Genomic DNA, 15,117 nt, shown 5'->3' on the forward strand with positions numbered 1-15,117 from the left:
GACGGCAGGCCGTCATGTGACGATGCCCGGTACGGCCGTCAACTGCTGGTATCCGCCGCTCTGATGACGGACCGTCAAGATGACCGCCTTGCCGGGGCGGGCGGAGGCGACGGCGCGCGCGAGGTCGGCCGCCGAGTCGACCCGCGCCTTGCCGACCTGTAGGAGCACATCGCCCCGGACCAGGCCCGCCGTGTAGCCGGGCCCCGGCACATGGACGCCGACGAGCAGTGCGCCCACCTTCTCCGCGTCCACCGCCTCCACACCGAGCGTCGCGGCGATCCGAGTCGATACGGACGGGCTGGGCGTCAGGGACGGCGAGGGGGCCGGGCGAGCGGGGGCCGCCGGGCCGGGCCGGGCCGAGCCGCCCAGCTCCCGCTGCATCTGCGCGAGTTTGCTCATGCCGATCACCGTGGCCCCCACGGTGCCGAGGCCGACGCCGGACAGGACCAGTACCGTGCCGACGAACAGCGCGAGGAGCACGGTGCGCAGCCGTCGGCCGCGCCTGCGGGCGGCGTGCGGGCGCCGGGCGGGGCCCGGCCTGGAGCCGCCGCCGGGCTCCTGGCCGGGCATCGGCTTGGGGCGCAACGCGGTCTGTTCCATGGCTCGCCTCCGGCGGACGCGGGTCGCCTCCGGCGGATACGGAGCGGTCCCGGCTGGTGCTCTACCCGTCACACCGGCGCCCGACGTGCCACGAACGAGTGAGACTGACCGGCGGTCAACAGAGGGAAGCCATAGGCGTCGTGGTCCTTCGCGGTGCGGGTTCGCTCATCCCGTCAGCAGGTCCCTCACCCCGTCAGTACGTCCCTCATCCCGTCAGGATGTCCACCAGCCTCGCCGCCGCGCCGCGCGGTGCCCCCGTGTGCACCAGTTCCGTCCGGTGCACGACCCGGGGTGCGGTGAGCGGGACGGCGGTCGCGTTCGGGACGCCGGTGGCGACCGAGCGGGGCAGCAGCGTCAGGCCACGGCCCGCCGCGGCGAGGGAGGTGAGGGTGTGGAGGTCGGTGCCGTCGTAGCGCAGGGCGGTGCGGAAGCCCTGGCCACCGTTGGCCGCGCGGAGGTGGGCCAGCGGCAGTCCGGCGTCGGGGGCGTCCAGCCAGCGGGCGTCGGCCAGATCACCGAGGCGCAGCCCGGGGCGCCGGGCCAGCGGATGGCCGGCGGGCAGCAGTACGCACACGGGCTCCTCGCCCGCGCCGCGTGTGGTCAGCGGTGCGACGTCGGGCAGCCGCAGCGGGTCGCTGGGGGCGGCGAGGCCGTCGACCAGACCGAGGTCGGCGGTGCCGGTCGCGACGGCCACGGCGATGGCGTCGCGGGCCAGCACCCGCAAGGTCACCCCGGCGGCCGGAAGCGCCGCGAGGACCCGGGCGGCGAGCGCGGTCGGCGCGGCGGCGAGCGTGAGTCCGTGTTCCGGCGCGGACGCCATGCGGACGACGTCCGCGCGCGCCGCGTCCAGCCGCAGCAGCAGCGGGCCCGCGTGCTCCAGGAGCCGCTCGCCGGCCGCCGTGGGCGCGACGGGGCGGCGGGTCAGCAGCGGTGCGCCGAGGTCCAGTTCGAGGGCCTGGATGTGCTGGGACACCGCGGACTGGGTGTAGCCCAGCTCGCGCGCGGCCTCGGAGAAGGAGGCCAGCCGGGCGACGGTGACGTACGTGCGCAGGAGGTGCGGGTCCATACCGACAGCGTCTCATCAGCATCGCTTATCGAGCATGCAGAAATCATCGTTGGACGCGATCCAGCGGGCGCGCCCAGGATGAGGGCATGACGAACGCAGCAGAGCGCACCGCGCGGATCGCCCTGGTCGGCGACCGCTCCCCCGACGTCGCCTCCCACGCCCGCATCCCGCTCCTCCTCGACGCCCTCGCCGAACGCGACCGGCTCGTCCTGGACGCCTACTGGATCCCCTCCGAGGAGGCCGCGGCCGAGGACGCCGTGTCCGGCTTCGACGCGGTGTGGGTGCTGCCGGGCAGCCCCTACCGCAGCGAGGAGGGGGTGCTCGCGGCGATCCGCACCGCGCGCGTGACGGGCATTCCGTTCCTGGGCACATGCGGCGGGTTCCAGCACGCGCTCCTGGAGTACGCCCGCGACGTGTGCGGCCTCGCGCGCGTGGCGCACGCCGAGAACGACCCCGACGCCGACGACTTCCTCATCGAGCCGCTGGCGTGTTCGCTGGTCGGCCACGAGGGCGTGGTCACGATCGAGCCGGGCTCGCTCGCCCAGTCCGTGATCGGTTCGGAGCGCACGGTCGAGCGCTACTTCTGCGCGTACGGCCCCTCCCGCCATCTCGACACCCTGCGCGCGCACGGTCTGCGCTTCTCCGGGTACGACGAGGACGGCCACGTCCGTATCGTCGAGCTGCCGGAGCATCCGTTCTTCCTGGCCTCGCTGTTCCAGCCCGAGCTGTCCGGCGACGGCTCGCGCCCGCACCCGATGGTCCGGGCGCTGGCGCGGGCCGCCGTGGCACAGGCGGCGCGGCGGGAGCCTCAGCCCGCCGGGTGACCTCCGTGGTGGCCGCCGCCGTGGTCGAACTTCAGCGCCTCGGCGGGCATCACCACGAAGGGCCGCATCATGCCCATGTCCTCGTGCTCCAGGAAGTGGCAGTGGTACATGAACCGGCCGTACGCGCCGTCGAACTTCCCCATGATGCGCAGCATCTGGCCGCCGGGCACCCGGTAGACGTCCTTGTACCCGAGCTCGTTGGGCGCGAGCGGGACGGTGACGTCCGGGTTGAACGCGATCGGTGTGCGGGTCCCGCCGACCGCCTGGTCGAAGCCGCTCACGACGTACGGGTCGCGTCCGAGCGCCTGGAAGTCGGCCAGGTGGATGTGCATCGGGTGGGTGATCGGCGCGAGGTTGAGGAAGCTCCACTGTTCGTGGCTGCCCTCGGCGATGGTGAAGCCCAGGCCGTCGTTGAAGGTCCGTGCCGTGCGCCGGTAGGTCCTGGTGGTGCCGTCGGGACCGGTCACCTGGATGATCCCCTCCGCCGGGAACACGATGCCGCTCGGGTCCTCGACCTCGGCCATCTCCCAGATCTCGGGGTGCCCGCCGGCGCCCTTGGTGCCGGGCGGGGTGAGCACGATCAGCCGGTGGCCGTGCGCCACGTCGTGGGTGATCCTGCGGAAGGACCCGGAGAGCACCTCGGGCAGTTCGAAGGTGTCGTCGTCGCACCCCTCGCGGACGCGGAACTCCATGACCGCCGGGTAGCGCACGCCGCCCACCGGGTCGGGCACGCCCGCGGGCTGTCCAGGACCCTTGTTGACCAGGCGGAGCCTGCGGCCCGCGAGGCCGCGGAAGTCGACCAGCAGGTCGAAGCGTTCGGCCGGGGCGGCGGTCAGGGTGGGCAGCGCGCCGTCGAAGTCGATCGCCACCGGGCGTGGCAGCAGGCCGCCGTCGCTGCCGATCTGGTGCACGATGCCGGACACCGGTTGGTCGTCCTCGTCGAGGAGGACCAGTTCGTAGATCCGCGCGTTGGACGCGTTCACCAGGCGGAAGCGGTACCAGCCGTCCTCCACGTCGGCGTACGGCCAGATGCGGCCGTTGACGGTGGTGTACGGGCCCGCGAAGGGCAGGGTCACCGGCTTGCCCGTCTCCGGGTTCGCGGGGTCCACCACGATCGTCTTGTGCAGCAGCCGTCCGTTGAGCCGGCCGTCCTCGTCGGTGTCGAGGTTGCGGTCGGCGAGGAGCAGCGGGATCTCCCGCTCCCCGTAAGGGAGATGGAGCGCTTCCTCCTCCTCGTCGCGGACGAGGTAGGTGCCGTAGAGGCCCGCCATCACGTTCCACCGGGTGATGTTCATGGCGTGGTCGTGGTACCACCACTGGACCGCCTGGTGGTCGTTCGGGTACTCGGAGAGCTGGGCGTCGCCGGAGCCGACCGCGTTGTCCGCCCAGCCGTCGTTGCCGCCGCCCGTCTGCGCTCCGTGCAGATGGGTCACCGACCAGGCGGGCAGCGCGGCCACGTCCTCGTTGGGCTTGACGCCGCCCCGGCCCGGTTCGGTGGTGGCGGGCGGGACGCCGGGCGGCCGGGCCGGCACCTCCACCGCGGTGACCGGGTACTCGCTGCCTTTGGGAATGCGGTTGGTCCAGGCGATGCGGATGCGCTGCCCGCGCCGCACCTCGATGGTCGGACCGGGCACCAGTCCCTCGTAACCCCACATCAGCGTCGGCGGCAGCTGCGGGTGCATCCGCACCCAGGTCGGGTGCAGGACGATCTCCGTCTCGCGCAGTACGTTGCCCGAGTCCGGGCGCAGGACCGGCGGGACGGGTAACGACGCCACGTACGGCGTCAGTTCACCCGGGGCCGGCGTCCGCTCCTTCGGGTCCCCTTCGGTGATCCTCTCGATGATCTCGGTCAAGGCCGAACACCCCCGTGCGTTCTGTCGTCTGTTCCCCTCACCTCACAAGACCCCGGGTTCATCGGCGAAGTTGCCTGAACGCCTGGCTCCGTGCGAAAACTTTCGGGAAACATAATCGGAATCATCAAATCCTGTTGTCGGCGGCGGCTGTTACGTTCTGCGGCATGAACGATCACGCCCTGCGGCTCCTCCTCCAGGACGCCCGCCTCGCCGAACTCGCCGCGTACCCCTTCGACTTCGACGTCGAGCGGGCCGGGTACGGCCATGTGGAGCCGGTCCGCCTCGCCTCGGGCGGCCCGCTGCGGATCGTCGCGGGCGACGCCGGGGGCGGTACGTACTTCGTGTGCGAGGACGGCTCGGTGCTGTACGCCGACTCCGAGGGCTCGGCCGGGATCGTCGGCGCCAGTGTCGACGAGGCGCTGGAGATCATGATCGGCCTGGCGGACGAGGAGGACTACGCGGACGCGGACGACGAGGAGGACGTCAGTCTGGAGCGGGCGCGGACCGAGTTGCGCACCGCGCTGGGCTTCCCGGAGCGCCCCCGCGCTGAGCTGGAGGCCCTGCTGGACGCCGCGCTGGCCCGCACCGAACCCGACTTCCTGCTGCTCAACGCGGAGGAGGGCCGCGCCTATGACCTCATCGGCCCGCCCCCGCCGCCGCTCTGGGAGCCCGTCCTCGCCGCCGGCCGCGCCGATCTGGCCGCGCTGCGGGCGACGGACCGCGCGGTGTGGGACGCGGTGGCCGAGGATCCCGTACGACGCCGACTCGCGCTGCGGGCCGCACAGTTCGACCGCGCGGAGGGCGACCTCGGCCTGCTGAGGCATCTGCTGCGGCATGAGGCGGGGTCGTCGATGACGGACGAACTCCGGCTCGCCGCCGTGCTGGTGGGGCTGTACGGCGGTGCCGAGGACCTGCCGCTGCTGGACAAGGTGCGGCGGACGGACTTCGACACGGCGTGCGGACTGAGCGAGCTTCCCGGCCCCGACGCCGACCCGGCCGAACTGCCCCGGTGGGCCCGGGAGATGGACGACCTGCTGTTCGGCACGGACCCCGCCGACGAGCCGCTGTACACCTGGACCGACCTGGCCGTGGACCAGGGCATGACGCACCACGCCCGGTGCGCGCTGATCCGCCGGTTCGACGCGATCGAGCTGGACCAGGGCCTGCTGCGCCGCCCCGACGACCCCACCCGCCTCGACACCGCCGAACTGTCCTCCTTGGTCGACGACTTCGAGCGGATCGGTGAGCCGGGCCAGGCGCTGCGCGTCCAGCGCCTGCACACGGCGCTCCAGGAGACGGCGTGCGACCGGGTCTCGGCCCGGCTGACCCAGGCCCGCCTGGAGCGGGAGGCGGGGCTGCTCCCCTCGGCCGACCGCACGCTGGCCGCGCTCCGGGACACCCTGGCGAAACCGGGCGACGACTCGCTGGGCTTCTGGCGGGGCACAAGTCTTGGCCGGTACCTCGCCGAGGAGCACTTCGAGCTCACCCTCGCCCTGGCCGACGCCGGCTCCGCCGAGGAGGCCCGCGCGGTGCTGGGCGCCGCCGAGGCGATACGCGGCGAGCTCTCGGAGTCCGCCGCGCGGGGCGTCCGGGAGCTCGCCGAGCGGGCCGCCGGACGGGTGCGCGGGCTCAGCTGACCAGGGGCAGCGACAGGGGTAGCGGCGGCTGCGGTGCCGGGGACCGGTCCGGGAGGAAACCGTGGGCGCGCCGGGCCAGGAAGTCGGGCTTGTAGCGGTCGACCGTCCGATGCCAGTGCAGGATGCCCGCCATCCAGTGCTGGAGATCGACGACGTAGTTCCGCATCACCTCGCGCGCCTCCTCCGACAGCTTGAAGTCGTCGTACACGACCGGTAATTCGTGGGCGGCGACATGCTGGAACTGCCGCATGCGTTGGGTGGTGAGGTCGTGGACGACCTTGAGGGCGGCCGGGTAGTCGATGCCGAAGAAGTTCTGCACGACGAGGATCGCGTTGTGGATCTCGCCCTCGTACTCGATCTCCTTCTGGTACGAGAAGATGTCGTTGAGCAGGCACGCGTAGTCGATGGCGGCGTTCTCCAGCGAGCGGACGGGACCGCTGCGCTGGACCTCCGGCGGAACGGCGGGGCCGTGGCCGTTCCGGCACAGGTTCAGGGTGAGGTCGGAGCCGAAGGTGGCGCGGCGCATCTCCAGGTAGTCGACCGGGTCGGGGATGCGGTTCTGGATCTGGTTGGAGAGCTCCCAGACCCAGCTCTCGGTCATCACGTTCACGGCGTCCTTCAGCGTGCGCCGCGCGTCGGGGGTCATCCCTGCCGTGGTGCGGGCCCACAGGTCGACGAGGCCGCGCTCCAGGCCGTTGACCGGGGCGGGGATCTGCTCGCCGTCGACGGGCATGCAGTCCGCCAGGCGCCGGGTGGCGGTCCGGGCGCCGGCCAGGTCGCGGCGGTGGCCGAAGACGAGCGGGTAGTAGTCGTCGGCGTACGTCCCCCAGGCCAGCCACCGCGCGCTGAGGTCGAGGTCCTCGGGTGTCGCGTCCGGGTCGAGGCCCGCCGAGCAGAGCGCGAGGTCGGCGGCGACGAGCCGGTCCTCGTCCCAGACGCCCTCCTGGAGCATGCCCATGCGGTGCATCCACGCGGTGAGGCGGGGGCGGGCGGCGTCCAGATGGGGGCTCAGCTCGACCTGGAAGGGCATGTGGAAGTCGGGCAGCAGGGACGGGCCGACCTTCTGGTACGGCACGTGCGTGTACGCGCGCAGGCGTTCCGCGCCGGCCGAGGCGAGCAGGGCGCCGACGTCGGCGGCGGAGGTGCCGGGGCCGGTGAGGCCGTGCCAGGGCGAGGTGGAGCGGGCGCCCTCGTTCATGTAGCGGCTGGAGCGCAGATGCCATTCGTGGCCGCCGGACTGCCAGTCCTGAAGTCCCTTGGCGTAGGCGGCGACCGCGGCGGTCTCGGGCGCGGTGAGGCCCTTCTCCAGGGCGAGTGCGGGCACTTCGGTCAGGGCGGTGTGCTCGAACTGGTGGAGGCGGGAGGTCAGGACGTCGTTGACGGTGTCGGCGGCCTCCTGTGTCGTACAGCCGAAGAAGGTCTCCAGGACCAGCACGCCGTTGCTGTTCTCGCCCTCGTCCTCGACCTCGCGCTGGTAGGAGAACAGGTCGTTGCGCAGGTGCACCGCGTCGGAGAACGTCTCCATGAGGACCCTCAGCGGCCTCGACTCCGCGACGGGCGCGGGGACTTCGGCGGTCGCGTACTCCACGAGCCCCGCCGACCAGGGGGCGCCGCCCACCTTGCGGCGCATCTCGATGTACTCGACGGGGTTGGCGACCCGGCCCTCGTCGATGTTGGACAGCTCCCACAGCGACTCGTTGAGCAGGTGCTCGGTGGCCACCGCGAAGCGGCTCCGCCAGTCCGCCGACATGGCGGGCACGGTCCGCGTCCACAGGTCGGCGAGCCCCGCCTCGACCGGGTTGCGCGGCTCGGGCACCGGGGTCTGGGGGTCCATCGGCATGAACAGCGGCAGCCGGTCCAGGTGCGCCTTGCCGGCGGCGCGGTCCGGGGTGCGTTTGAACATGTCCAGGAAGTGGTCGTCGAAGAAGAAGACCCACACGTACCAGTCGGTGATCAGGGAGAGGGCGGGGCCGTCGCAGTCGGGGTGGGTGTAGGCGCAGAGCAGTCCGTAGTCGTGCGCGTCGAGGTCGGACTGCTCCCAGATCCCGGACCCTTCCAGCATGCCCATCTCGCGCGCCCACGCCGTCGAGTGGGCACGGGCCTCGTCGAGGTGCGGGTTCAGCCGAGCGGGATACGGCATGTAGAAGTGCGGGAGTTCGAAGGGCTGCTGCGTCATGGCCCGGGCTCTACCCATGCCCTTCGGGGGACATCCGCGGCGCGGCACATGATCACACCATCGCGTGAATCCGGGCTGAACTGGGCGAACTCGGCCGGGACTTGTGGAGACTGACGGGACCTGTGGAGACCACGGACCGTCCACCCCGACAAAAGCTGCGGAGACCCGGGTCAGCCGCCCCGCACCGCCCGGCCCACCTCCGCCCGTAGCGCCACGAACTCCGGCAGCCCGCGGGTGGCGATCTGTTCCCGCTTGCCCGGGAGTTGGACCGGCAGGTCGAGGACGATGCGGGAGCCGGGGCCCGGGGACAGGACGACGACGCGGTCGCCGACGTAGACGCTCTCGTCGATGTCGTGGGTGACGAACACGATGGTCGTGCCGTCGGTGCGGTGGACCTCCAGGAGGAGGTCCTCCAGGTCCTCGCGGGTCTGGGCGTCCAGGGAGCCGAAGGGTTCGTCCATGAGCAGCAGCTGGGGGCGGCAGACCAGGGCGCGGGCGATGGCGACGCGCTGCTGCATACCGCCGGAGAGCTGCCAGGGGTGGCGGCGGGCGGTGCCGTCGAGGCCGACGCGGTCCAGGATGCGCTCGGCCTCCGTACGGCGCTCGGCGCGGCCGAGGCCCTGGCGGCGCAGCGGGAGGGCGACGTTGTCGCGGACCGTGAGCCAGGGGTAGAGGGAGCGGCCGTAGTCCTGGAAGACGACCGCGAGGCGGTCGGGGACGCCGGTGACGGGGGTGTCGTCGAGGGTGACCTCGCCCTCGCGGGCGGGCAGCAGTCCGGCGACGGTCCGCAGGAGGGTGGACTTGCCGCAGCCGGACGGGCCGACCACGCACAGGAGTTGGCCGTCGGGAACGGTGAGGGTGAGGTCGTGGAGGACCGGGTGGTCGCCGTAGTACTGGCCGACCGCGTCGAGGTGGAGCGTCATACGGTCGCCCTTCCCTTGCCGACGAGGCGCTTCTCGACCGCCAGCAGACCGGTGTTGAGCAGATGTCCGAGGGTGCCGAGCAGAACGAGGGCCGCCCAGACGGTCAGCAGGTCGGAGCGGGTCTGGGCGTCGGTGAGGGTGAAGCCGATGCCGTTGGCGGTGCCCGGCAGCAGTTCGGAGAACACCATGAGGACGAGGGAGAGGGAAAGGCTCAGCCGCAGGCCCGCGAAGATGCGGGGCAGGGCGGACGGGAGGATCAGCAACAGGAGTCTCTCGACGGGACCCAGGCGGAGCACGGCGGCCACGTCGAGGCGCAGTGGGTCGGTGGCTCGGGCGCCCTCCGCGGTGTTGATCAGCACCGGCCAGACGGCGCTGAACACGATCGACGCGATCTGCATGGGCGTACCGAAGTCGAGGACCACGACGAACACCGGGACCAGGGCGGGCGGCGGGACGGCCCGCGCGAACTGTAGGACGGGGTTGCAGACGGCGTACGCGCGCCGCGAGCGGCCGACGGCGACGCCGAGCGCGATCCCGGCGACGGCGGCGAGCGCGAACCCCGCGGCCATCCGCCCGAGGCTCGGCAGGATGTCGGCGACGGCGGCCCGGGTGAGGAACATGGTCCGGACGGGTCCCGAGAACCACAGGTCGTACATGTGGCGTGCGATGCGTACGGGTGGCGGGAAGTAGACGCTCCTGTGCGCGCGGGCGGCTGTCTCCCAGACGGCCACGGCCAGGGCGAGGACGACCCAGCGGAGGAGGGCGTGCCGGAGGCCGGCGGGGAGGCGTGCCCCCGGCCGCTTCCCCTGGCCGCTCACCTGCCCACCCCGGCCTCTTGCTCCTGCTCCCCCGCCGTCCACGGGAACAGCAGCCGCTCGCCCCGGACCAGCACCCCGTTGATGACCAGCCCCAGCACCCCCGCCCACACCACTCCCGCGAGGACGTCCCGGGTGCCGTCCGTGGCCAGGCCCGACTGGGCGATGAAGATGCCGAGACCCTCGCCGAAGCCGGAGAGGATCTCGGTGGCGACGGCCAGGATGAGGGCGACGGCGGCGGAGATGCGGATGCCTGCGGCGATGAAGGGGGCGGTGTGGGGCAGTTCGACGCGGAGCAGGACCGACAGACGGCCGAAGCCGAAGGCGCGGAGGGTGTCCTTGGCGAGGGGGTCGGTCTCGCCGAGGCCGTAGACGGTGTTGAAGAGGATCGGCCACACGGACGCGTAGGTGACGAGCGCGACCTTCGTCTCCGTGCCCGAGCCGAGCAGCAGGGAGACCAGCGGGATCAGCGCCACGGACGGAAGGGGCCGCAGGAACTCCACGACGGCGCGAGCGGCGGCGTCGACGACCGGGACGCTGCCCAGCAGCAGGCCGAGCGGAACGGCGAGGACGACGGCCAGCAGGAGACCGAGCGCCCAGGCGAGCAGGGTGGCGCCGACTCCGTCGAGGAACGCGCTGTCGCCCGCCAACTCCACCGCGCGGGCCAGGACTTCGGAGGCCGGGGGGAGGTAGCTGCGACGGACGATCCCGGCCCGGCTCACCGCCTCACACACCCCGAAGGCGAGCAGCACGCCGAGCGCCCCGAGCCCCAGCTCCTGCCGCCGCCTCACCGCACGCCTCCCGGGACCTCTCTCACTTCACCAGCAGCGTCGCCGGATCTATCGGCTTGTCCAGCATCCCCTGTTTCTTCATCAGGTCGGTGAGCCGGGCGAGTTGGGTGGCGTCCATGGTCGGCGGGAAGACCGGCAGGTCGATCTTCTTCGCCTGCCGCGCGGTCACCTTGGTGTAGGTCGGCAGGATGTCCCGTACGGCGTCCGGGTCCGCGGCGGCGATCGCGACGGCGCCCCTGATGGCCCGCTGGAAGGCGGCGAGCGCCTTGGCGTGCCCGGTCGCGTAGCGTTCCGTCGTGAGGTAGCCGCTGAGCGGGATGGACTGCACCGGCGCGGACGCCCCGTCGACCAGTACCCGCGCCCCCAACTCGTCCTGGATGGCGCTGTCGAAGGGCTCGACCGCGTGCACGGCGTCGACCTGCCCCTTGTCGAGGGCGGCACCCATCTGCGGGAACGGGATCTGCCGGTAGACGGGCTTGCCTGCGCCCTGTTCCGCGACGATCTCGTTGAAGGTCAGCGACTGGACGTTGTTGAGGACGTTGACGGCAAGTTCGCGGCCCGTGAGGTCGGCCACGGACTTGATGTCCGAGTCCTTGGGGACCAGCACGTCCATCATGTGCGGCGCGGCCCGGATCGCCTCGGCGACGATGCGGAGGTCGAGGGTGCCCTTCTCCTGGGCCTGGAAGTAGGTGACGTAGTTGGCGCTCGCCACCATGTCGATCTGCCCCTTGGAGAGCGCGGGGAGCGCCTGGAGGCTCTGCTGGATCTGCTGGATGCGGACGTCCAGCCCTTCCTTCTCGAACAGGCCGCGGTCCTGGGCGATGTAGAGCATGGCGCAGTCGACCAGGGGCAGCGCGGCCACGGTGACCTTCGTCCGGCCGCCGTCCGCCGCGCCTGAGTCATCGTCGTCGCCGCAGGCCGTCAGCGTCAGCGCGAGAGCCACCGCCAGCGCCGCCGCCGTTCCTCTTCCCGCACACCACCGACGTAACGCCATGGCCGCATGATGACCCTCCGCTTGGCATGATCACTACATACATGCCAGCCGAATCGACGTTCTTGGAAAAACACGAGACGTCGGTCACCGTGGTCACATGACCCCTACGGCGCCCATGGCCCCGCCGGTCCCCGATGTGTTCGATCCTCGCCGGTACGCGGCCGGAGTGCCGTACGACGACTACCGCGTCCTGCGCGACCACCATCCGGTGGCCCGGCAGGAGGAGCCCGAGGTGCTGGGCTGGCCCGCCGGTCCCGGGTTCTGGGCGGTGACCCGGCACGCGGACGTGGTGCGCGTGCTCAGGGACGCGGCGACCTACTCGTCGCATCTCGGCGCGACCCAGATCCGCGATCCCGACCCGGCCGATCTGCCGTTCATCCGGCGCATGATGCTCAATCAGGATCCGCCCGGACACGGGAGGTTGAGACGGCTGGTCAGCCGGGCGTTCACCCCGGGACGTATCGCCCGCTTCACCGAGGCCGTCGAGGAGCGGGCCCGCACACTGTTCGCCGACGCCCTGGCGACGGCCCGCGCCGCGGACGGCACCGTCGACCTGGTCACCGCGGTCACCGACGACTACGCCCTGCTCAACCTGGCCGACCTGCTCGGTGTCCCGGAGCGGGACCGCGGCCTGCTGCTGCACTGGACGCGGCGGGTCATCGGCTACCAGGACCCCGACGAGGCCGGCACCCCGGCGCTGGACGAGGCGGGCAAGCCGGTCGACCCACGCTCCCCCGCGATGCTCCAGGACATGTTCGCGTACGCCCGCCAACTGGCCGCGCACAAGCGCCGCCACCCCGCCGACGACGTCATGACCAGCCTGGCCCACGACCCCGAACTCGCCGACGCGGAACTGGAGATGTTCTTCTTCCTGCTCACCGTCGCGGGCAACGACACCGTGCGCAGCGCTGCCCCGGGCGGACTGCTGGCACTGGCGGAGCACCCGCGGTCGTACGAGCGACTTCGCACCGGCGGCGTCGAACTCACCGCCGCCGTCAACGAGTTGCTGCGGTGGCACCCGCCGGTCCTCACCTTCCGCCGGACCGCCGTGCGCGACACCGAGCTGGCGGGGCGGCGGATCGGGGCCGGGGACAAGGTGGTCGTCTTCCACGCCTCCGCCAACCGGGACGAGCGGGTCTTCGACGCCCCGGACCGGCTGGATCTGTCCCGTGCGCCGAACCCGCACGTGTCCTTCGGCGACGGCCCGCACATCTGCCTGGGCGCTCACTTCGCCCGGCTTCAGCTGCGGGCGCTGTACGCGGAGGCGTTGCGCGCGCTGCCGGTGCTGCGGCCGGCGGGACCGGCCCGGCGGCTGGTGTCGAACTTCATCAACGGGCTCAAGTCGCTTCCGGCACAGGTTGTTTGAGAGCCTTCACCGCTGCCGCACCTGGATGAGCGCGTGTGTCCCCCCGGTGCGCCAGCGCTGTCCCTCCGCCGCCACCAGGGCGGCCTCCGTGGCGGGCGTGAGGCCCGTGATCACGTCGGACTTCAGGGTGCGCAGCGCCGCCACCGGGCCGGGGAAGTAAGCGGTGACATCGGCGAAGGGGGTGGTCGGCGGCCAGCGCCGGTCGCCCACCAGACGACGGTAGTTGAGGTCCCCCTTGAGGACGGTCAGCGTGCCGTCGGCGAGTTCGGCGCGCAGGTCGTCGGGCATGTCCTCGTACGGCAGCGGGGCGCAGGAGAAGGGGTGGGCGCGGACGGTGAGGCGGCCGTCGGCCATCGCCGACCACAGCGTGTGTCCGTGGTCGGCGGCGGCGCCCTGGGAGCGGGTCAGTCGGCGCAGGGCGTCGACCACGTCGGCGGTCGTGGCGTCGGAGACGTAGTACGGGTACGGCTTGACGTGCAGGACGGCCCGGCGGATCCGGCCGTGGGTGAGGAGATGGGCGATCAGGAGCAGGTCGGGGACGAGTTCACGGCCCGCGTTGTCGGCGACGAGGCACAGGGTGTCCGCGCCGTCGAGGAGCGACCGGAGTGCGGCGCTGTCGTCGGCGACCAGGCCGGGGACGGCGGCGCGGGCCTCGGCGTGCTCGTCCGACAGCCGGAAGCCGAGGTCGGCACGGTTGCCCCACAGGGAGCCGTGCAGCAGGGCCGCGGCCTGTTCGTCGGCCGGCCGGTCCGCGAGGTCGTCGAGGGCGGCCAGTTCCTCGTCGGTCTCCGGGGCGTCGAGTTCGGCGAGCTTGAAGGGGCGGAAGGGGTCCACGCCCTGCCAGGGGCCGGGGCCGAAGTAGCCGACCGCGTCGAGGAGTCGGCGGTAGAACCAGCTCTCGGACCAGAGCCAGGGGAGGTCGAACCAGGACCGCCCGATGTACTCGTCCGCTCCCCAGGCCGCCCAGCGGTCACGGTCCGGCGCGTCGGCGGGCAGCGGCTCGATGACACCCTTGGTGCAGTTCTCCACCAGGGCGTCGAGGGCGCGGTGCTGGTCCGGGCCGTAGGGGAAGGCCTCGCGCACCTGCCGCACGATCGCGGGGTGCCGTTCGGCGAGCACGCTGTACGGGAACGAGCCGGGTTCGTCGCTGTGGAGCACGGGCGGGGTGTGGGGCATGCGCGCCACCGTACCGCCCGGGTCAGGGGATTCTGATCTCCCGCTCCAGCTGGGTGGCGAGGCTCAGATAGCGGGCGCGGCGGGGTACCGGCACCAGGCCGCGGATCAGGATGTGCCACATCTCGGCCAGCCGGCGCGGCTGTCGGGTGACGGGTTCCAGGGAGCGGCCCACGACACGGGTGCCGACGAGGGAACAGACAAGGGAGTGAGCTGCGGCTTCGACATCGATGTCCGGGTGGAGGTCGGCGTCCGTGACCGCGCCGAAGAGTTTGCCGGTGGTGATGTCCAGCCATTCCTCGAAGGGATGGGACAGCGGCGGCGGCACTGGGAGACCCTCGGTGGCAAGGCGGAGGCCGGCCCTGGGGACGGGGCCCTCGACGGCGAGCCGGGCGATCCCGAACGTGGTGCGGATCAGGGCCTCCAGATGGGAGAGGCCGCGGTCGTCCATGTCGGCGGCCAGCCGGCGCAGGGTTCTGGACTGGAGTTCCATGATGGCGTGCGCGAGATCCTGCTTCGCCGCGAAGTGGAAGTAGAGGGCGCCCTTGGTGACTTGGGCGTGATCGACGATGTCACTCAGGCTGGTCGACTCGTAACCGTGCCGGTCGAACAGGTCCGCGGCGGCCGCGATGATCGCCGCTCGGGTCTGCTCGGCGCGTAACTGCCTAGCCATCGATGGGACTCTCCTGGGGGCGAGAGAGCAGGACCCGAAAAGAACAGGCCATGCCGTTTGTTTCTTACTCCCCGTACACGATATCTCACGGTGCGACGGCTATCCGAGGGCACCCCAACTCCCTTCAGTCTTCAGACCTCCCACAACTTATTCACCACTCGCGTGTAAGGCGCAATGGGTCTTGAAGAAAACCGGTCGCTCAGTACAGAAATGTGCAACAAAAAAG

13 protein-coding genes are annotated in these 15,117 nt (G+C 71.9%); 3 read left to right on the forward strand and 10 right to left on the reverse strand.

Going from position 1 to position 15,117, the window contains the following annotated elements; genetic code table 11:
* Nucleotides 1-12: 12 nt before the first annotated feature.
* Together OG866_RS09855 and OG866_RS09860 are read right to left on the reverse strand one after the other, a co-directional pair.
* Nucleotides 13-600, reverse strand: coding sequence for a PDZ domain-containing protein (locus OG866_RS09855; protein WP_329333398.1), 588 nt, complete (start codon nucleotides 598-600; stop codon nucleotides 13-15).
* Nucleotides 601-805: 205 nt separating this feature from the next.
* On the reverse strand, nucleotides 806-1,666 hold the full coding sequence (locus OG866_RS09860; RefSeq protein ID WP_329333400.1) for a LysR family transcriptional regulator: 861 nt from the start codon (nucleotides 1,664-1,666) through the stop codon (nucleotides 806-808).
* Nucleotides 1,667-1,752: 86 nt separating this feature from the next.
* Between OG866_RS09860 and OG866_RS09865 the strand changes: the two genes are divergently transcribed.
* Complete coding sequence (locus OG866_RS09865; RefSeq protein WP_329333402.1) at nucleotides 1,753-2,490, forward strand: CTP synthase C-terminal region-related (seleno)protein; 738 nt, start codon at nucleotides 1,753-1,755, stop codon at nucleotides 2,488-2,490.
* Here OG866_RS09865 and phsA read toward each other — a convergent pair.
* Nucleotides 2,475-4,343, reverse strand: a complete 1,869-nt coding sequence (gene phsA / locus OG866_RS09870) for an O-aminophenol oxidase PhsA (protein ID WP_329333404.1) — start codon at nucleotides 4,341-4,343, stop codon at nucleotides 2,475-2,477. The two genes, OG866_RS09865 and phsA, sit on opposite strands and share 16 nt — an antisense overlap.
* 164 nt (nucleotides 4,344-4,507) lie before the next feature.
* On the opposite strand from phsA, the gene OG866_RS09875 reads away from it, so the two are divergent.
* Nucleotides 4,508-5,980, forward strand: coding sequence for a hypothetical protein (locus tag OG866_RS09875; protein WP_329333405.1), 1,473 nt, complete (start codon nucleotides 4,508-4,510; stop codon nucleotides 5,978-5,980).
* On the opposite strand, the gene cyc2 is transcribed toward OG866_RS09875, so the two are convergent.
* The 5 genes from cyc2 to OG866_RS09900 all read right to left on the reverse strand — a co-directional run bounded on the left by cyc2 (nucleotide 5,973) and on the right by OG866_RS09900 (nucleotide 11,679).
* Complete coding sequence (gene cyc2 / locus OG866_RS09880) at nucleotides 5,973-8,156, reverse strand: germacradienol/geosmin synthase Cyc2 (protein WP_329333406.1); 2,184 nt, start codon at nucleotides 8,154-8,156, stop codon at nucleotides 5,973-5,975. The two genes, OG866_RS09875 and cyc2, sit on opposite strands and share 8 nt — an antisense overlap.
* 170 nt (nucleotides 8,157-8,326) lie before the next feature.
* The gene (locus OG866_RS09885; RefSeq protein ID WP_329333407.1) at nucleotides 8,327-9,079 is read right to left on the reverse strand and encodes an ABC transporter ATP-binding protein; all 753 of its coding nucleotides are present in this window, start codon (nucleotides 9,077-9,079) and stop codon (nucleotides 8,327-8,329) included.
* The gene (locus tag OG866_RS09890; RefSeq protein ID WP_329333409.1) at nucleotides 9,076-9,897 is read right to left on the reverse strand and encodes an ABC transporter permease; all 822 of its coding nucleotides are present in this window, start codon (nucleotides 9,895-9,897) and stop codon (nucleotides 9,076-9,078) included. Before OG866_RS09890 ends, OG866_RS09885 begins: the two co-directional genes overlap by 4 nt.
* Complete coding sequence (locus OG866_RS09895; protein ID WP_329333411.1) at nucleotides 9,894-10,685, reverse strand: ABC transporter permease; 792 nt, start codon at nucleotides 10,683-10,685, stop codon at nucleotides 9,894-9,896. The genes OG866_RS09890 and OG866_RS09895 overlap by 4 nt, the downstream gene beginning before the upstream one ends.
* A gap of 22 nt (nucleotides 10,686-10,707) precedes the next feature.
* Complete coding sequence (locus tag OG866_RS09900) at nucleotides 10,708-11,679, reverse strand: ABC transporter substrate-binding protein (RefSeq protein ID WP_329333413.1); 972 nt, start codon at nucleotides 11,677-11,679, stop codon at nucleotides 10,708-10,710.
* 97 nt (nucleotides 11,680-11,776) lie between these two features.
* On the opposite strand from OG866_RS09900, the gene OG866_RS09905 reads away from it, so the two are divergent.
* Nucleotides 11,777-13,045, forward strand: coding sequence for a cytochrome P450 (locus OG866_RS09905; protein ID WP_329333415.1), 1,269 nt, complete (start codon nucleotides 11,777-11,779; stop codon nucleotides 13,043-13,045).
* Between the two features lie 6 nt (nucleotides 13,046-13,051).
* Here OG866_RS09905 and OG866_RS09910 read toward each other — a convergent pair whose 3' ends face one another.
* Both OG866_RS09910 and OG866_RS09915 read right to left on the reverse strand, forming a co-directional pair.
* Entirely contained in the window at nucleotides 13,052-14,221 is a 1,170-nt protein-coding gene (locus OG866_RS09910; protein ID WP_329333416.1) for a damage-control phosphatase ARMT1 family protein, read from the reverse strand.
* Nucleotides 14,222-14,243: 22 nt separating this feature from the next.
* The gene (locus OG866_RS09915) at nucleotides 14,244-14,891 is read right to left on the reverse strand and encodes a ScbR family autoregulator-binding transcription factor (protein ID WP_329333418.1); all 648 of its coding nucleotides are present in this window, start codon (nucleotides 14,889-14,891) and stop codon (nucleotides 14,244-14,246) included.
* Between the last annotated feature and the right edge of the window lie 226 nt (nucleotides 14,892-15,117).

Source organism: Streptomyces sp. NBC_00663 (genome assembly GCF_036226885.1).
Taxonomy (GTDB): domain Bacteria; phylum Actinomycetota; class Actinomycetes; order Streptomycetales; family Streptomycetaceae; genus Streptomyces.